This is a genomic window from Bacillus sp. FJAT-28004 (genome assembly GCF_001280845.1).
Taxonomy (GTDB): Bacteria; Bacillota; Bacilli; order Paenibacillales; family Paenibacillaceae; genus Pristimantibacillus.
Map to the genome: position 1 here is coordinate 1,823,455 of NZ_LGHP01000001.1, position 18,818 is coordinate 1,842,272.

The following is an 18,818-nucleotide window of genomic DNA, read 5'->3' on the forward strand; positions in this document are numbered from 1 at the left end:
TGGATGATGTTTACTGCAAAGGATTCGCCCAAGCCGGAAAATAGCACATGGACCGATGATCAATGGGATGCAATCGTTACAAGCGGCTCGAACATCCTTGTAGCTGCTGCAGCAGGCTCGGGTAAAACAGCGGTGCTCGTTGAACGGATCATCCGTAAAATATCGGCGAACGCTGATGTCGATCGTCTGCTCGTTGCCACCTTTACGAAGGCGGCTGCAGCGGAAATGAAGGACCGGATACGTAACGCATTAGAGTTAGAACTGGAGCGTCAACCCGAATCAGAGCACTTGCGCCGTCAGCTGGCTCTGATGAATAGAGCATCTATAACGACGCTTCACTCGTTTTGTATGGATGTCATAAGGCGTTACTACCCGCTAATCGGACTGGATCCTGGTTTTCGTATTGCAAACGAGACGGAAAGTGAGCTTATGCGCCTCGATGTTCTTGATCAGCTATTCGAACAAAAATACGAAGGGGCAGGCGATCATGGCGCTTTTCTCCATCTTGCCGACCGCTATGGCGGTGAACGTGGGGATGAGCCTTTGTACCGGCTTGTTCAACAATTATATGACTTTGCGCAAAGCCATCCATGGCCTGAATATTGGCTAAGGCAAACAGCCAATGCCTTTAATATCGCGGATGTATCAGCCTTGCAAAACAGTCCATGGGTTGTCAGCTTAACAAGTGACATTGAGCTGGCTTTAGAAGGAGCGAGCTCGCTGCTGCATCAAGCGCTTGAACTTTCACGTCAACCTGCTGGACCCGCACCTTACGCCGCTACTTTTGATGAGGATCTGCAAATCATCAGCAATCTCTCGGAAATGGTTCATTCCATGCCGTGGGAAAGTTGGATAGAACCTTTCCAAGCGATTCAATTCGGCAAGCTAAAAGCGATGCGTGGCGATGAATATGATAAGCCGCTTCAGGAGCAAGCCAAGGAGCTGCGCGATCAAGCGAAAAAGCTGATTACCTCTCTATCGGAAGAGCTCTTTGGCAGAACGGCAGAGCAGTTTTTGGAAGAGCTGCAGGAGCTGGCACCGCTGATGCAGGCGTTATCAGAGCTCGTCATCGAATTTGGACAAGGATATGAAGCGGCTAAACGTGCAAAAGGGATGCTGGATTTTGGCGATTTGGAGCATTATTGCTTACGTATATTGCGCGATCCATCATCTACGCCAGAGCAAATGTCACCTTCGATTGCTGCGATGGAATTCCAGCAACAGTTCGATGAAATTCTGCTTGATGAGTATCAGGATACGAATATGGTGCAGGAAGCTATCGTCTCGTTAATCGAACGTCCAGGGGCTGGCAATCGCTTTATGGTTGGTGATGTCAAGCAGAGCATTTACGGCTTCCGACTCGCTGAGCCGAAGTTGTTTTTGCAAAAATATAAATCGTATCTGTCTCGTTCTGAGATGAATAAGCGATCTGAAACGGATGAGCTTGGCGCACTGCGTATCGATTTGGCGCGTAACTTCCGAAGTCGATCGGAGGTCGTTGATGGCGTTAATGCTGTATTCCGCGCCATCATGCGTGAGACTGTGGCCGAGATGGATTACGATGAGCGAGCAGAGCTCGTGTGTGGCGCGTCTTATCCAGAGCCAGTGCCGGCCGATCGCTGTCAAGTCGAGTTTGCTGTGCTGAACAAAGCGGATGCAGATGATGGTGAGGAAGCTGCTGGCGAAAATTCGGATTCATCAGAGTTGCCCGATGAAGGTGAACAAGGAGAAAACGGAGTGCCCGTCGAATCAGCTTCCGAGCTGAAAGCTGCACAGTTGGAGGCGCGTTGGATTGCTCATCAGCTGAGGTCTCTTATCGACAGCGGTTTCCAGGTTTATGATGGTAAACGGCGTGAGAATCGACCTATGCAGTGGCGAGATGTTGTAATCCTGCTTAGGGCGACTCAACAATGGGCACCGATCATTATTGAAGAGCTTCAAGGAAGCGGCATTCCAGCGTACGCGGAGCTAAGCAGCGGTTATTTTGAAGCGACTGAAGTCGAGACGATGCTGTCCTTGCTTCGAGTTGTCGATAATCCGTATCAGGATATTCCGCTCGCTGCTGCTTTGCGGTCGCCATTATTTGCACTAAATGCGGAGGAGCTTGCAAGAATACGCATCCAATCGGCAAAATCTACGTATTATGATGCAGTTCTACAGGCAGCAGGCGATTTGTTTCTTGACGATGATACCCGCAGAAAACTTTCACTGTTTTTGGACAGCTTGGATCGCTGGCGCGAGGAAGCAAGGCAGGGCTCACTTGCGAATTTGCTATGGGAGATTTACCGCGAGACTGGATATTATGATTTTGTTGGAGGTTTGCCGGGAGGCACACAGCGCCAGGCGAATTTGCGAGCGCTGCATGACCGGGCGCGTCAATATGAGGCAACCTCGTTCCGCGGTTTGTTTCGTTTTCTAAGATTTATTGAACGAATGCGAGATAGCGGCGGTGATTTAGGAACGGCAAGAGCGCTAGGTGAACAAGAGGATGTTGTTCGCATTATGTCCATCCATAAGAGTAAAGGGCTTGAGTTTCCGGTTGTATTCGTAGCAGGCTTAGGCAAGCTTTTTAATCAACAGGATGTTCGAAGTGCCTTCTTGAAACATAAGGAGCTTGGTTTCGGGCCTCGTTTTGTTGATCCGGCATTGCGCATCAGTTATCCGACGCTGCCTTATTTGGCAATAAGAAGGGCGATGCGCAAAGAGATGCTCGCTGAGGAGATGCGAATTTTATATGTTGCTCTCACTCGGCCAAAGGAGAAAATGTTTCTCGTTGCGACTGTAGCAGATGCTGAATCCAAGCTGAGGCGTTGGCTGTCTTCTGTCGATGTGAACGGTAGAATGTCTGATTTCCGGGTTGCGGCTGCACGATCTTTTATCGATTGGCTCGGTCCACTCGCTGCAAGGCAAATTAATGACACTCAACAGGCTGACTGTAATGCTCCCAATTGGCATGCAGGTGTCGTTTCTGCTTCCTTATTCGGGACAGAGGCCGCTGCAGCAACAGAGTCGACGGAGCAGCATGATCTTGAGATGGAAGAGCGGTTGCAAGCGGTGACTACGCTGTCGCTGCTTGAGCATGTAGAGGTAGAAGAGGAGCTGCGCGATCGGCTGGAATGGCAGTATCCGCATCTGGAAGCAGCGGCACTTGCAGCGAAAACGTCAGTTACGGAAATGAAGAGACTGTACTCGGAGGTTCAGGAGGAAGCTGTTCCTTTGGGTGAGCTGAATAAGCAACAGTCGGATACACATCTACGAGAAGCTGCAGAAGCCCCAGAAGCCTCGTACACGTTCCGACTGCGCCGTCCTGCCTTTATGGAGGAAAAGTCGCTTACAGCCGCCGAGAAGGGCTCTGTCAATCATTTGCTTATGCAGCTTGTCTCCCTTACGGAGGAAGTCGATGAACCGATGCTCGTACAAACCCTTGGCCAAATGATTGAGCGAAAGCTACTGACGGCGAAACAATCGGAAGCAATCGACCTGCCGAACGTCGCAGCTTTTTTCAAAAGTGAGCTTGGTCAGCGTTTGCTTAACGCGGAATGGGTGCGCAGAGAGGTTCCGTTTAGCTGTATGTTCCCAGCGAATCGTGTTTATCCCAATTCTGATCTAGATGAACCGATATTGATTCAAGGTGTTATCGACTGCTTATTCGAGGATGCTCAGGGTGTTGTATTGCTCGATTATAAGACGGATCGAATTTATAAGCAGCAATGGGTGGAAGCGGCAGAACGACATCGTTTCCAACTTGAGCTGTATGCAGAAGCAATTGAATCTGTTCTAGGGCGTAAGGTGAACGAATGTCACGTCTTTTTCTTTGACGGCGGCCAGACGGTTCAGCTTGATAGAACGAACAAAAAATAAAAGGAGGCTGTGAAGTTGGAACCACAGCACACAGGCAAACGCTCCATTGCGCTGCCGATAACCCTCGTTATTCTAGTATTCAGCTTAATCGGCAACGTTTTTTTGTACTCGCAATTTTTACAAAATAAACAAGAAAACAATTATGTAAAAGGTCAAAAAATTTTCAAAGCAGCTGTTGATTCTAGGCAATATGTAGAGAAAATGATTCCACAGCTGGATGCTTTGCTTCAAAGCAAAAGTTTGGATGAGCGCTATATTATCAAATATGATTCAGGCAAAGTGGCTGCTAACGGGCATGCTTTGGTGGAATTTACAGCTGAAGCAGCAGATGTGACCTCTCAGCCAGATCAAATAAATACAGAGCTTCCCTTAACTTATGTAAGTGATGTCGATAAAGGTTTGCAAACCATTGGTCGATATGAAGGTCCTTTGAATGAATCTGATGAAGCATATATCGTTGCATTAATAAGCTCATTCGAAGCCATTTCCGGTGTGTTGAACGGCTTCAATACGAATATTGGCGAGAGTCGAATTGCTATTATTCGATTGTCCAGCGGACTCGAATGGGTAGAACTCGTGGTGCAGGTACAAAAAATTATGGAGGAGCATTCGGCTAAGCTTTCTTAGTAGAAAGTGGCATTTTCACGGTGTTCTTAAGGATCAAGTAACAAAGTTTTTTCCTTTTATGTATTATCATTGGACGAGAGGCTAAAAATTCGGTATGATATGGAAAGGAAAGCGAATAGGGGGTGAAACCTATGGACTGTATTTTCTGTAAACTAATCGAAGGTGCGATACCGTCGAAGAAGGTATTTGAGAATGACAGAATTCTCGCGTTCCACGACATACAGCCAGCTGCTCCAGTACATATTCTTATCATTCCGAAGAAACATATCGCTACGATGAATGATGTTACCGATGATGATGACGAAGTTATAGCTGAGCTGTTCGCGGTAGCTCGTCAAATCGCTAAAGAACAAGGAATTGCTGAGTCAGGTTATCGTCTGGTCAACAATGTTAATGCCGACGGAGGACAGCTTGTTTATCATCTGCATATCCATCTATTAGGGGGAACGAAACTTTCTTCTCTGGTGGCAGATATCTAAAGTTGACACTGCCTTTTGGTTTGACATATAATGAAATTTGATAAACCGTGTTATAGCTCTGGACGGTCTGTTTCGGAGGGAGGGAAAACTGGTGTCTGAAACTAAAGTTCGCAAAAACGAAACTATTGATGCTGCGCTTCGCCGCTTTAAACGTTCCATCGCTAAAGATGGTGTTCTAGCTGAGGTGAAAAAACGCAAGCATTATGAAAAGCCAAGTGTAAAGCGCAAGAAGAAGTCTGAGGCTGCGCGCAAGAGAAAGTTTTAGGAGGATCCTTCCATAATGAACCTGAGCGAAAGATTGACCGACGATATGAAGCAAGCCATGAAGAATCAGGACAAGTTTAAACTTTCCGTAATTCGTATGATGCGCGCGTCAGTAAAAAACTTGGAAATCGATCTCAAGCGTCCTTTGGACGATAACGAAGTGCTTGATATATTGAGTCGTGAAATCAAACAACGTAAAGATTCCCTCCAAGAATTTAAAAAAGCCGGCCGTGATGATTTAGTAGCGGGTCTTGTGGTCGAAATTGAAATTATTAGTCAATACCTTCCCGAACAGCTGACTGAAGAAGAGATTCAAGAGATAGTAACGCAGACCATCCATGAACTCGGTGCTTCTTCCAAAGCCGATATGGGAAAAGTTATGAGTGCCCTTTTGCCTAAAACAAAAGGACGCGCTGACGGTAAACTAGTAAATCAGCTCGTTCAGCAACACCTCAACTAACTAAACATACGGACTCACAAAACACCCCTTAACGGGGGTGTTTTTTTGTCCATTTCAAGTGTAAATGGTATGATATTGGAAATGCTGTCTGAAACGTTTTCATTCGATAAACGTAGTAGTAAGCAAACATGAAAAAAAGGAGGAACCTTCGTGCAGATGAATCGATGGCGAAGAAGTTTGTCCGCCACTCCAATCGCTTTGATCGCAGCAATGCTGATGGTGACGCTTGCAGCGTTTTTTGGGTCCCCTGTGGAGAAAGCAAAGGCAGCAAATGAGGTCGGACCAGCCGTGTATGTCATTCCCGTTAAGCAAACGGTTGAATCAGGACTTCAATCCTTTTTGGAGAGAGCCTTTAAAGAAGCTGAAGAAGCAAAAGCTGAGCATGTGATTCTCGTTATAAACACACTTGGCGGCAAAGTCGTAAACGCAGAGCAGATTGGTCATCTTATAAGAGAGAGTACCATTCCAACTACGGCTTTTGTTGAGGGTAAAGCGGTATCGGCAGGCACTTACATTGCTTTGAATGCTGACAATATCATCATGCAGCCAGGCAGTACAATTGGTGCAGCTGCAGTGGTGGATGGCTCGGGAACATTAGCAGATAATCCAAAAACCATTTCCTTTTGGACTTCTGAAATGAGCGAGTCAGCGGGATTACAGGGTCGGGATAAACGTATCGCAGTCGCAATGGTGGATCCTAATGTAACGGTGGAACTGAAGGATAAGCTCGGCAGAGATAAGCTGAAGGGAGAAATTCTCACCCTGTCAGCCAGTGAAGCTGAGAAGGTCGGTTATTCAGAGCATACAGCCGCTAACGTTGACGAAGCAATCAAATGGCTTGGCTTAGAAGGGCGTACTCAAATTGAGGTTGTCCCCTCTCTTGCGGAAAACGTAGCTAGATGGCTGCTCAATCCAATCGTTATGACGATTTTGCTCATACTTGGTATTGCGGGTATTGTTATTGAAATGATAGTTCCAGGCTTTGGAGTACCAGGTGTTGTCGGTATTTTATCTTTTGCACTGTATTTCTTTGGTCATTATGTAGCTGGATTTGCTGGAATGGAGTCAGTCGTGCTGTTTGTAATTGGAATAGCCTTACTCATTATTGAAGTATTTGTACCAAGCTTTGGCATTCTAGGACTGCTCGGCAGTGCTGCGTTAGTAGCTGGGGTAGTCACAGCAGCATCTGATCCAATGACGGCCTTCATATCGATCGTCATTGCGTTAGTTGTAGCGGTCATTCTCATCGTCATTTTTGTTAGAATGAACAAATCCAGAGGCATCTGGAATAAATTCATATTGCGCGAGAAGTTAACGACGGAGCAAGGTTTCGTATCGGCAGATATGAAGGATTCCCTGCTTGGAATGCAAGGGACGACAATCACTCCACTTAGGCCGGCAGGAACCATTGTCATTGATGACAAACGAATCGATGTCGTCACTTCGGGTGAATTTATCGATTCGAACCGCATGGTTATCGTCATTAAAGCGGAAGGTACATGGGTTGTTGTCAAAGAAGTATTGAAATAGAGAAAGCGAATATACAAATGGAGGTTGGTATAAATGGATCCTATCGTTTCTTTTTTAATTTTGGCTGTCGTTGTTATTATCGTATTGTCTGTGTTCTTAAGCTTTTTCCCGATCATGCTATGGGTATCAGCATTGGCATCGGGCGTTAGAGTAGGTATTATTACACTCGTTGCTATGCGTCTTCGCCGAGTTGTACCAAGCAGAATCGTCAACCCGTTAATTAAAGCAACAAAAGCAGGGCTTGGTCTTAACATTAATCAGCTGGAGAGTCACTTCTTGGCCGGCGGTAATGTCGACCGTGTAGTTAACGCTTTGATTGCAGCACAACGTGCGAACATTCCTCTTATTTTTGAACGTGCGGCTGCTATCGATTTGGCTGGTCGTGATGTATTGCAAGCTGTGCAAATGAGCGTTAACCCGCGCGTTATTGAAACACCGATCGTGGCTGCGGTTGCGAAGGATGGTATCGAAGTAAAAGTAAAAGCGCGAGTTACGGTTCGTGCCAATATTGAGCGTCTCGTTGGTGGTGCCGGCGAGGAGACCATCATTGCTCGTGTTGGTGAAGGGATTGTAACCACTGTAGGTTCTGCTGGATCACATAAAGATGTTCTAGAAAATCCGGATATGATCTCTCGTACAGTACTTGGCAAAGGGCTTGACGCAGGTACAGCGTTTGAAATATTGTCGATCGATATCGCGGACGTGGATGTAGGCAAAAACATCGGTGCACATCTTCAAACGGAACAAGCTGAAGCGGATAAGAAAATCGCACAAGCGAAAGCAGAAGAGCGCCGCGCAATGGCTGTTGCTCACGAGCAGGAAATGAAAGCAAAAGTCGTTGAGATGGAAGCTCGAGTAGTAGAATCGGAATCCCAAGTTCCGCTTGCTATGGCTGAAGCGCTCAGAAGCGGAAAAATTGGAGTTATGGACTATATGAACTTGAAAAACATCGAAGCGGATACACATATGCGCAGCTCTATCGGCAAGCAGGATAGTTCTTCTGACATTAAAGACGGCCGATAAAGTCAATGGCCCAGTTATTTGAATGGATCAGATTAACTGCGCCTTGGAGGTGAAGGCAAGTTGAAAATTATTGAATTTATAATGAATAACATATTTATCGTCGTCGTTATTTTGGGTGCGCTAGCTTCTTTTTTCGGCAAATCCGGCGCGAAGAAGAAGCCTGGTCAAATGCCTGACTTTGGCGGCGGAGGGCTGCCGCGAACGTTGTTCCCTGGGACCGGTGAACATGAGCGTGAGTCAGAGCGTCCTCAGCCGCAACAAGCAGCTGGAAGTACTGTTTATCGCACGACTTCCGAGCAAGAGCGCTCAACTGAGATGAATCCATCGTATTCAAGCAGAGAGACCGCTGGGCCGCCGCAAATAGCACCTCTTCAGCGCGTGCTTCAAAGAGCTGCAACTAGTAAAGATGCCGCTCAGACCGCAGCAGAGCGCAATTACGGAAGCCAGAGCATCAATGCAGCGTCCATTCGATCAGATGATCTGCGTAAAGCGGTGATCTGGTCTGAAGTATTAGGGCCGCCTCGCTCCAAGCGACCTTTTCGAAAATAACTTTGAACCGCCTAAGCTTATTGCTTAGGCGGTTTTTTTAATTTGCAGCCATATTTATCGAGCAGTTCGCATATTTTGGTACAGTACATGAAAATCGCCGTTCCTTTGCTTTACTTTAGCAAACCTTGAAGGAGGCAAAGAATCGTACATGCGCCACATAAAAAAGAGATTTCGCAAAATGACAGCAGAGCTGCTTGATATGCCGCATGATGTCGTATTTGATTTGCCGCGTTTAACGATGATTGGAGACTGCCAATTATATATCGAAAACCACCGTGGTGTCGTTCATTTCTCAAGTGAGCGATTAAGACTTGCTTTAAGCAAAGGTCAATTGGAAGTAACAGGAAGTTCACTTGTCATCCGCACCATCTGGACGGAAGAAGTGTTTGTTGAGGGACAAATTACGAATATTCAATTGATTCCATGAAATAGACAAAGGGATTTACTTTATTTATAGCTGAATGTAATGGAGGGGAATGGACTTGAGCGGACAAGGCGCAAATTGGTTAAAGGGTATGGTTACCATTCATATTCGGGGAGGACAACCTGAGCAGCTCGTCAACCGAGCGCTAGCCGGCGGCTTGCAGCTGTCTTCTATCAGGTGGACAAGCAGCGGCTTGCTCGAATGTGAGCTGTCAATCAGTGACTTTTTTGGTCTTCGTCCGTATTTAAAGCAGACAGGCTGTCGCGTTCATGTAACTAAGCGCAAAGGGCTTCCTTTTCTGCTGGTCAAGGCAGAGCGCAGGAAACTGTTTGCAGCCGGAATCGTATTGTTTTTTGCTATTATCTTTATGCTATCTTCACTCATATGGAGCATCGATGTGCAAGGCAACGTCAAGCTGACGGAGGATCAGATAAGAGCTGCTGCAAAGGAGGAAGGGTTATATCCCATGCAGTGGTCATTTCGCTTAACGGATGCTGACGTGCTGTCCAAGAAGCTCGTTCGCAAGCTGCCAGGCTCTACTTGGGTTGGTGTAGAGAAGAAGGGGACGAAGGTCATTATTCAAGTGGTGGAATCAACGATTCCAGAGAAGGCTTCTTTGAATACACCTCGTCATTTGGTAGCATCTACTGATGCTGTCGTTACGGAGATTATAGCAGAGGCGGGACGGCCCGTCGTTCGGAAAAATACGAAAGTGAAAAAAGATCAAATATTGATCTCTGGGACAATTGGCGGAGAAATGAACTCGCGGACTGTCGTTGCCAAAGGCAACGTTCGGGGGCTGGTTTGGTACGAATTTGAAATTTCTTCACCGCTTGTTCAGCAGGTTAAGGTGTATACTGGTGAGAAAGAGACGAAATGGTTTGCAGTGATTGGATCAAGAGCGCTTCAAGTAAGCGGGTATGGCGATTCTTCCTTCGGCTCTTCGGAAGCGATTAGGCATGAGGAGAAGGTCGCCTGGCGCAATTGGTCGCTGCCGATTGGCAGAATGAAGGAGACTGTCATGGAAACCCGGATGGAAGACCGAACGCTTACCGAAGAGGAAGCGAAGAACGTTGGGATCCTGCAGGCAAAAGCCAATCTGTACCTAAAAGCAGGCAGTGATGCAGTCATCCGCGATGAAATTGTTTTGCATGAAAAGGCGGACAATGGTAAAGTTTATATGAAAGTTCTTTTTGAGGTCGAGCAATCTATCGTTAAGGAAATGCCACTAGTCCATATGCAGGGAGAATGAGGATTGTTGCAAATTGAAACGAAAGTAGTAAAGATACCGCTCGGCAACGCAGCGGAAGGACTTGGAGTTTTTGGACCACAGGATAATTTTTTACGTCTTATTCAAGCCCAAGTGGAGTCATCGATTACATCGCGTGAAGCGGAAATTGTCATTTCAGGTCCTGTTGAAGAGGTGGATTCGTTAGAGCAACTGTACAATGTGCTCTTACAGCTCGTGCGTGGGGGCTATAAGCCGTCAGAACGGGATGTTGCCTATGCACTTGAACTCGCAAGATCGATGCAAGCAGAAGAGCTGTTAGACTTGTTTAAGAAAGAAATTACAACCACCTTTCGCGGGAAACCTATTCGGGTGAAAACGATCGGACAACGCCATTATGTGAAGACGATCCGCAAAAAGGATATCGTTTTTGGGATAGGGCCAGCCGGAACAGGTAAAACATATTTGGCCGTTGTGCTTGCAGTAGCTGCCTTAAAGGAAGGCTCAGTAAAAAGAATTGTTTTGACGAGACCTGCCGTTGAAGCTGGAGAAAATCTCGGATTCTTACCAGGTGATTTACAGGAAAAGGTTGATCCATACCTTCGGCCTTTGTACGATGCGCTGCATGATGTGCTTGGACCAGATCAGACGGTCAAAGCGCTGGAGCGAGGCATGATTGAAATTGCTCCTCTTGCCTATATGCGCGGCCGAACGCTGGACGATGCCTTTATTATTTTGGATGAAGCCCAAAATACTACGCCTGAACAAATGAAAATGTTTCTGACAAGACTAGGATTTAGCTCTAAAATGGTTATTACAGGAGACGTTACGCAAATCGATTTGCCGCGAGGCAAAAACTCTGGTTTGATCGAAGCTCAGCGGATTCTGAGAGATATAGAGGAGATAGGAATCATCCTATTCTCGGAGCAGGATGTCGTTCGTCATTCACTCGTTCAAAAGATTATTGTTGCCTATAACTGGGATGCTGAAAACAAAGCCTAGAAAGGGATGTCTGCTGCATGAACCAAAACCAGACCGGAAAACAGGGAAACTTGCTTCCGTCAAAAACGGCGGGTTGGAAGCAGAGTGCAGCCGTCCGCTCAGTGCTGATGTTGATGTTTGTGCTGCTTTTCTATTTCAGCCTGTCTCCGCATCTCGTACCTGAAACTTATGATATTCAGGAGGGCGCTGTAAGCGAGAAGGACATCAAAGCGCCCTTCCAAATTAAAGACGAGAAGGCGACTAGGCAAGCTGAAGAGGACGCAGCCGACAAGATCGATGTTATTTATTCGATAGTGCCGTTACGCAACGAGGTGCTTGTCGACCAAATCTTTGTTCGAATTGAGCAGTTAAATCAGGACGATCAAGTAACCTTGCAAAATAAAATTGATATTTATCGCAATGAAATTCCAGGTCGTTATTCGGAGTATATAGATACTTTTGTTAAGCTGAACAAGGGTAAAGGAACATATAACAATACACTGCTTGAGGAAATGGCTCTTATTGCCAAAGAGCAGCAGTACACGATTCCGGAAGAAACGTTTTACAAAATGCCTAATCTATCTGCAGAAACCTTAACCGAGATGCGTGATGTAGCTCGGGATATTGTGCGTAAACTGACAGTAGAGCAGCTTCGTGATGCGGAGACCGCTCGAACGCAGGTCGCTGAACTCGTTAACGCAAGCTCGTTATCGAGCCGGACGAGCAGGGAAATTGTGCAGGAGCTGGCGAGATTCGCCATTATGCCGAACAAATTTCTGGATAAGGAAGCGACGGACGAGGCTAAGGTGCAGGCTAAACAAAACACGCCGCCTGTCGTTATCAAAGAAGGCGAGCTGATCGTGAAGCGCGGTCAGACGATTACGCCGGAATTGTATAAGCTGCTTGTGGATTCCTCGCTTCTGCAGGATCGGAAAAACTACTGGCCGCAGTTCGGTCTGTTGATTATGTCTTTGATGTTTATCGTCGTGATTTACGCCTATTTGCATCAGTCTGGAAGCATTAACGGGGTCAAGCCCAAGTACAATAATTCATCTCTCTTGATGCTGTGGCTTATCTTTCTGATCAATATTATCACGATTCAGATTATTTCTTTTACGCAAACGGATGCTGCTCCATATGCGGGTTATTTGGCTCCTGCAGCTCTTGGCACGATGCTAATTACGTTGCTGCTTGATATGCATCTTGCGATGATAAGCTCCATATTATTTGCGATCATGGGCAGTATTATTTTGAATACCAGCCAGCATCAAATATTTGATTTTCAGTATGGCTTTGTCATTATTGTCGTATCGTTTGCTGCCATCTTCTCGATCCATAGAGCAAGCCAGCGATCAACAATATTAAAGGCCGGGATTATGGTGAGCTTATTCGGTTCCTTGTCGGTTTTATCGATTTTGATGCTGTCTGAACAGCTGGAGCGAGCTCCATTCATCTATTCCGTTGCATTTGCGTTCGCAAGTGGATTGATTACAGCAATACTCGTAATCGGCTTGATGCCGTTCTTTGAAGTTACATTCGGTATTTTATCCGCGCTTAAGCTGGTGGAACTGTCGAATCCAAATCACCCTCTGCTACGCAAGCTGTTAACAGAAACGCCAGGCACCTATCACCATAGCGTGATGGTCGGTAATTTGTCAGAGGCGGCAGCCGAAGTGATCGGTGCAGACGGCTTGTTATGTCGAGTAGGCTCTTTTTACCACGATATCGGAAAGACGAAGCGCCCGAATTATTTTATCGAAAATCAGTCCAATATTGAAAATCCTCATGATACGATTGATCCTAAGTTGAGCAAATCGATCATTGTTGCCCATGCGAGAGACGGCGTCGACATGCTAAAGGGGCATAATATCCCTAAGCCGATTCGCGATATTGCAGAGCAGCATCATGGGACAACTTCGCTGAAGTTCTTTTATTATAAGGCTGTAAAGCAGGCAGAAGAGCAAGGCGTTGAGCCTGCGTTTACAGAGGATGATTTCCGTTATCCTGGACCGAAGGCGCAGTCCAAAGAAGCGGCTGTTGTAGGCATTGCTGATTGCGTGGAAGCAGCGGTTCGCAGCTTGCGCAACCCGACCGTGGAACAGGTAGAAGCAATGATTCACAAAATTATTAAAAGCAGGCTGGATGACAATCAATTTAATGAATGTGATTTGACGATGAAGGAGCTGGACAAAATTGCGCAATCACTTAAAGAAAGCGTAATTGGCATCTTCCATTCACGTATTGAATATCCGGATGATGTGAAAACAAAGGAGCGTTTGGCATGAGCTTGCAACTCGGTTGGAGCAATGATCAGGAAAAACTGGAAATACCAGAGGATTGGATTACAAAAATAGAGCAATTACTGCAACTTGCGGGTGAAGCGGAAGGGATTTCCGATGGTGAGGTATCTTTAACCTTCACAAACGACGAGGAAATTCATCGTTTAAATCGTGAATATCGCGGAATTGATCGGCCAACCGATGTATTGTCATTTGCTATGCAGGAAGATGGCGTAGACGAGCTTGATATTATTTTTGAAGTGGACAGCGAGGATGAACAAGATCCGATTTCCGGCATGCTCGGCGATATTATCATAAGTGTCGATACGGCTCTTGCTCAAAGCGAGGAGTACGGCCACTCTTTGGAACGCGAAATCGGCTTTTTGTTCGTACATGGCTTTCTGCATTTGATAGGTTATGATCATCAGGATGATGAAACAGAAGCTGAAATGACTGCTAAGCAAGAAGCTATTTTGCAGCAGGCTGGCTTGACTCGTTAATGCGAAAGGTTATAAATAGTTTTGCAGTTGCAATTTCCGGCATAAACTTTGCTCTTCGGACTCAAAGTCATATGCGGTTTCATGCGATTGCCGCCGCAGTAGTGTGTGGTTTAGGATTTATGCTATCGCTTAAGCCGCTTGAATGGACGATTATTTTAATGGCGATCGCTGTCGTTATAAGTGCTGAAATGATAAATACAGCAATTGAACAGGCAGTTGATCTTGCTAGTCCCACTAAACATCCAGTGGCTAAAGCAGCGAAGGATGTTGCTGCTGGGGCGGTGTTAGTTGCTGCTGCAATTTCTGCTATTATAGGGCTGCTCATACTTGGGCCGCCCTTATGGCATTTAATAATGGATTAAAAACGGAGAATGGCGGGATGTTTATGATGGTATTCGAAGGATTGTCGGAGTCTTACACATCGTTGATGAATGCGGCTAAAGAAGCCATGTCACGCGCATACGTCCCCTACTCAAACTTTCAAGTCGGAGCAGCGCTGCTTGACGATGAGGGCCAAGTCCATTATGGTTGCAACATAGAGAATGCGGCTTACAGTCCAACTAACTGTGCGGAGCGTACAGCATTATTTCGTGCAGTAGCCGACGGTAAACGCCCTGGGCAATTCCAGGCTATTGCTGTTATCGGAAATACGGACAGTCCAATTGCGCCGTGCGGCGTATGTCGCCAAGTTCTAGTTGAGCTATGTTCGCCAGAAATGCCCGTTATTATGGGGAATTTGAAAGGTCAATGGACGATCTCAACCGTATCAGGCATATTGCCGGGTGCCTTCACGCCGGCTTCATTAGATAATAGGGAGCGTTAAACAAGCATATGAATCAAAAAACATCAAATGAACGCAGCAACAAAAAATTTCGGTCCGGTTTCGTCGCTATAATCGGAAGACCAAATGTTGGTAAATCAACATTAATGAATCATCTTATCGGTCAAAAAATAGCGATCATGTCAGATAAGCCGCAAACAACGCGTAACAAGATTCATGGCGTTTATACGACAAATGATACACAAATCGTGTTTCTTGATACACCTGGTATTCATAAACCGCAATCTAAACTTGGCAATTACATGATGCAAACAGCAGAAAGTGCACTTCGGGAAGTAGAAGCGGCACTCTTTCTCATCGATGCGTCTGAGGGACTCGGTGGCGGTGATCGGTTCATTATTGAGCAGCTGAAAAAAGTGAAAACACCTGTTTTCCTCGTCATGAACAAGATCGATAAAGTGGAGCCTGAACAGCTGCTCCCAATGATTACGCAATACAATGCGCTGCATGAATTTGCGGAAATCATTCCGATTTCTGCGCTTAAAGGTAACAATGTGGAAACATTACTCGAGCAGCTAACTCGTTATTTGCCCGAAGGACCACAGTATTATCCAGCTGATCAAATTACAGATCACCCTGAGCAATTTGTTTGCTCGGAGCTTATTCGTGAGAAAATATTGCATATGACGCGCGAGGAAATTCCACATTCGATCGCCGTGACGATTGAAGATATGCGTGTTAAGGAAAACGGTGTAGTCTATATCGGAGCCGTTATTTTTGTAGAACGTGACTCCCAGAAGGGAATCATTATCGGTAAAAAAGGAGATCTGCTGAAGGAAGTTGGCAAGCAAGCACGAAAAGACATTGAAGCGCTGCTTGGTTCACGAATCTTTCTCGAGCTGTGGGTTAAAGTGAAGAAGGATTGGCGCAATCAGGAACGGGTACTAAAGGATCTTGGTTATCGGAACGAATAAGCATAATTGACGTATTTTGTTAAGGATAGACGCGAGCGGTTTATCGCATCCTATTAACGTCTGAAGCAGCATTTCAGGGGACGGAAAGGGATGAATACGTATGCGGAATTTTTCGTGGAAGTATTTTACGTTGACCGGGGATGTCGAGTCTTTCATGTTATACAAGGAAATAAACCAATACGGAGCAGATGGCAGCTCCGATTCGTTAGTAGGAAATCAGGATGAGCTTGCCGAGCTGGACCTCGAAGATACTTCTGTCTAACGTATCAATGGCATTAATTGAATCGGTTAATCGAGTATAGGGGTTTTGTTTTTTTAACAGCTAAACGTATGTTTGCCGCCATGGGACGGTAAACATACGTTTCTGCTTTCAGGGGAGAGTTTTCAATATGTTGTATCGTGTCGAGGGAATAGTCCTGCGGAGCATGGATTATGGAGAAGGCAATAAAATTGTTACACTGCTTACGAAGACAAACGGAAAAGCTGGTGTACTTATACGCGGCGCGAAAAAAATAAAGAGCAAGCATTCTTCACTCGCACAGCCGTTTACATATGGTGAGTTTGTTTATTTCCGAAGCAGTGGGCTCGGCACGCTTAATCATGGTGAGATTTTAGAATCTCACCATATTTTGCGTGAAAAGCTTGATTTGGCAGCTTATTCCTCTTATGTATCGGAATTAACTGATCGCTCATTGCAGGATGATGAGGCAACGGGCTTTCATTTTGAACAGTTAAAAGCATGCCTTTCAGCTTTCCAAGATGGCAAAGACCCGCAAATTGTTTCTCATCTATACGAAATGCGCATTTTGGACTTATCTGGTTATGCTCCTGAATTGGATCAATGCGTGAGCTGCGGAAATGTAATAGGTCCCTTTAAGCTTTCACCGTATGTAGGTGGAATATTATGCTCACGATGTACAGGGAAAGATCCACAGGCTGTTCAACTGGGCGAAGGAGCCTATAAGCTGCTTCGTTTATTTCGCAGAATGGATATGAGAAGGCTTGGATCGATTCAAGTAAAGCCTGAGACGAAAGCTGAGCTTAAGCTTGCTATGCGTAAGTTAATGGATACTCATTTAGGTTTGCAGTTGAAGTCGCGTAATTTTCTCGATCAGCTGGATAAACTTATGTAACGGAAATTCAATTCGTTAAATGGGTGCATTTGGTTTTTGCTCCGTCTAAAGGCGGAGAAGCTGCTCATACTTGTGCATGATTACATCATCTCAGCAATTGATTTATGATAGATGAGGTTGTTAGAGATTCATAGTAATTGGAGGGATTCACCTGATGTCTACAGGACAAAATAGACTTGGCTTTGTTGTTGCTGGGCTTTTGCTCGGCATACTGGTCGCATCAATTGACAATACAATCGTGTCGACCGCAATGGCAACGATAGTATCCGATCTTGGAGGACTGGACAAATATGTGTGGGTAACATCTGCATATTTGGTAACGGAAATGGCAGGTATGCCGATATTCGGGAAGCTGTCAGATATGTATGGAAGAAAACGGTTTTTCGTCTTAGGTATTTCTTTATTTTTAATCGGCTCTGTTCTTTGCGGTACGGCTGAATCGATTACGCAGCTGACCATTTACCGTGCTATTCAAGGTATCGGCGGCGGGGCGATGATGCCCATTGCATTTGCAATTGTTTTTGATATTTTTCCCGCTGAGAAGCGTGGCAAAATGGGTGGTTTGTTCGGAGCAGTATTTGGTACCTCAAGTTTATTTGGACCGCTTGCTGGTGCTTACTTAACGGAATATATTAACTGGCGCTGGATTTTTTACATCAATGTACCCATTGGTCTTGTAGCTCTTGCTTTTATCGTTATTTATTACAAAGAATCTCTTTCTCATTCCAAGCAAAAAATCGATTGGTGGGGAGCTACTACACTGGTGGGCTCTATCGTCTGTCTCATGTTTGCTCTCGAACTTGGAGGAACGGAATTCGCATGGGATTCGGCGCAAATTATTGGCTTATTTGCTGGCTTTGCGGTTTTACTTGGCATATTTCTTTTCGTGGAAACCAAAGCAGCTGAACCAATTATTTCGTTCAATATGTTTAAGCAACGGCTATTTGCTGCAAGTACGGGAGCGGGATTGTTTTATGGAGCGGCTTTTATTACGGCAGCTTTATATATCCCAATGTTTGTACAGGGTGTTTTTGGCGGAACAGCGGTTAGTGCAGGCTTGACTTTGCTTCCTATGACACTTGGTTCGGTTTTCGCGGCGCAGCTTGGTGGATTTTTAGTTAACAAAATGTCCTACCGCAGCGTCATGATGATTTCAGCTGTTATTTTTATTACAGGTATTTTCTTGTTATCTACCATTACGCCGGAAACGACACGGTTTATGTTGTCCGTGTATATGTTCTTAACGGGATTTGGCATCGGCTTCTCATTCTCTGTTCTCGGGATGTCCTCCATTCATGGATTCGACATGCGGCAAAGAGGAAGCGCCACATCTACTATGTCGTTCATTCGTTCACTCGGTATGACAGTTGGCATTACTGTATTCGGCATTATCCAGCGCAACCACTTTACGAAGGGCATGACAGAAGCTTTTGCAGGTGGAGAAGGAGCAGCGCCGATGACGGAAAATGCTCGTGAGCTGTTATCACCGGATAAACGTGCGGAGATTCCGCCGCCTGTCATGGAGAAAATCGTTGCAGCTTTGTCTGATTCGGTATCGGCAACCTTTGTCTGGTCCATAATTCCCGCAGGCTTGGCGTTAGTTTGCGTCCTCATGATGGGGAACACGGGTATGAAAGACATTATCGGTAAACGTGAAGGAAATACAACTAAAAGTGATGAGATTCGTGCTCATTAATTGCTTTATTTTGGTGCTTAGAAACCAAG

Annotated in this window: 19 protein-coding genes; all 19 read left to right on the forward strand. The window is 45.7% G+C overall.

Annotated elements, in window-relative coordinates; genetic code table 11:
* Positions 1–3 precede the first annotated feature (3 nt).
* The 19 genes from addA (at position 4) to AC787_RS07625 (ending at position 18,789) form a co-directional block, all read left to right on the forward strand.
* Positions 4–3,861, forward strand: a complete 3,858-nt coding sequence (gene addA, locus AC787_RS07540) for a helicase-exonuclease AddAB subunit AddA (RefSeq protein ID WP_235560925.1) — start codon at positions 4–6, stop codon at positions 3,859–3,861.
* 15 nt (positions 3,862–3,876) lie between these two features.
* Positions 3,877–4,488: a hypothetical protein gene (locus tag AC787_RS07545; RefSeq protein ID WP_054024215.1), complete on the forward strand. Its 612-nt coding sequence runs from the start codon at positions 3,877–3,879 to the stop codon at positions 4,486–4,488.
* A 131-nt stretch (positions 4,489–4,619) separates the two neighbouring features.
* Positions 4,620–4,967, forward strand: a complete 348-nt coding sequence (locus tag AC787_RS07550; protein ID WP_054024216.1) for a histidine triad nucleotide-binding protein — start codon at positions 4,620–4,622, stop codon at positions 4,965–4,967.
* Between the two features lie 91 nt (positions 4,968–5,058).
* On the forward strand, positions 5,059–5,232 hold the full coding sequence (rpsU, locus tag AC787_RS07555) for a 30S ribosomal protein S21 (protein WP_005547957.1): 174 nt from the start codon (positions 5,059–5,061) through the stop codon (positions 5,230–5,232).
* A 15-nt stretch (positions 5,233–5,247) separates the two neighbouring features.
* Entirely contained in the window at positions 5,248–5,691 is a 444-nt protein-coding gene (locus tag AC787_RS07560; protein ID WP_054024217.1) for a GatB/YqeY domain-containing protein, read from the forward strand.
* 156 nt (positions 5,692–5,847) lie between these two features.
* Positions 5,848–7,221, forward strand: coding sequence for an NfeD family protein (locus tag AC787_RS07565; RefSeq protein ID WP_054026959.1), 1,374 nt, complete (start codon positions 5,848–5,850; stop codon positions 7,219–7,221).
* A 33-nt stretch (positions 7,222–7,254) separates the two neighbouring features.
* The gene (floA, locus tag AC787_RS07570; protein WP_054024218.1) at positions 7,255–8,244 is read left to right on the forward strand and encodes a flotillin-like protein FloA; all 990 of its coding nucleotides are present in this window, start codon (positions 7,255–7,257) and stop codon (positions 8,242–8,244) included.
* 60 nt (positions 8,245–8,304) lie between these two features.
* The gene (locus tag AC787_RS07575; protein WP_054024219.1) at positions 8,305–8,793 is read left to right on the forward strand and encodes a hypothetical protein; all 489 of its coding nucleotides are present in this window, start codon (positions 8,305–8,307) and stop codon (positions 8,791–8,793) included.
* Between the two features lie 148 nt (positions 8,794–8,941).
* Entirely contained in the window at positions 8,942–9,220 is a 279-nt protein-coding gene (gene yqfC / locus AC787_RS07580; protein WP_054024220.1) for a sporulation protein YqfC, read from the forward strand.
* A gap of 49 nt (positions 9,221–9,269) precedes the next feature.
* Complete coding sequence (gene yqfD, locus AC787_RS07585; protein ID WP_054024221.1) at positions 9,270–10,469, forward strand: sporulation protein YqfD; 1,200 nt, start codon at positions 9,270–9,272, stop codon at positions 10,467–10,469.
* Positions 10,470–10,475: 6 nt separating this feature from the next.
* The gene (locus AC787_RS07590; RefSeq protein WP_054026960.1) at positions 10,476–11,447 is read left to right on the forward strand and encodes a PhoH family protein; all 972 of its coding nucleotides are present in this window, start codon (positions 10,476–10,478) and stop codon (positions 11,445–11,447) included.
* 17 nt (positions 11,448–11,464) lie between these two features.
* Positions 11,465–13,711, forward strand: a complete 2,247-nt coding sequence (locus AC787_RS07595) for an HD family phosphohydrolase (RefSeq protein ID WP_054024222.1) — start codon at positions 11,465–11,467, stop codon at positions 13,709–13,711.
* Positions 13,708–14,205: an rRNA maturation RNase YbeY gene (gene ybeY / locus AC787_RS07600; RefSeq protein ID WP_054024223.1), complete on the forward strand. Its 498-nt coding sequence runs from the start codon at positions 13,708–13,710 to the stop codon at positions 14,203–14,205. Before AC787_RS07595 ends, ybeY begins: the two co-directional genes overlap by 4 nt.
* Positions 14,205–14,567: a diacylglycerol kinase family protein gene (locus AC787_RS07605; RefSeq protein WP_054024224.1), complete on the forward strand. Its 363-nt coding sequence runs from the start codon at positions 14,205–14,207 to the stop codon at positions 14,565–14,567. Before ybeY ends, AC787_RS07605 begins: the two co-directional genes overlap by 1 nt.
* A gap of 26 nt (positions 14,568–14,593) precedes the next feature.
* Complete coding sequence (cdd, locus tag AC787_RS07610) at positions 14,594–15,028, forward strand: cytidine deaminase (RefSeq protein ID WP_054026961.1); 435 nt, start codon at positions 14,594–14,596, stop codon at positions 15,026–15,028.
* A gap of 8 nt (positions 15,029–15,036) precedes the next feature.
* The gene (gene era / locus AC787_RS07615) at positions 15,037–15,960 is read left to right on the forward strand and encodes a GTPase Era (RefSeq protein ID WP_054024225.1); all 924 of its coding nucleotides are present in this window, start codon (positions 15,037–15,039) and stop codon (positions 15,958–15,960) included.
* Between the two features lie 100 nt (positions 15,961–16,060).
* A complete protein-coding gene (locus tag AC787_RS33110) occupies positions 16,061–16,222 on the forward strand; it encodes a YqzL family protein (RefSeq protein ID WP_082360670.1) in 162 nt (53 codons plus the stop codon).
* 127 nt (positions 16,223–16,349) lie between these two features.
* A complete protein-coding gene (gene recO, locus AC787_RS07620; RefSeq protein WP_054024226.1) occupies positions 16,350–17,093 on the forward strand; it encodes a DNA repair protein RecO in 744 nt (247 codons plus the stop codon).
* A gap of 154 nt (positions 17,094–17,247) precedes the next feature.
* Positions 17,248–18,789: an MDR family MFS transporter gene (locus AC787_RS07625; RefSeq protein ID WP_054024227.1), complete on the forward strand. Its 1,542-nt coding sequence runs from the start codon at positions 17,248–17,250 to the stop codon at positions 18,787–18,789.
* Positions 18,790–18,818: the final 29 nt, after the last annotated feature.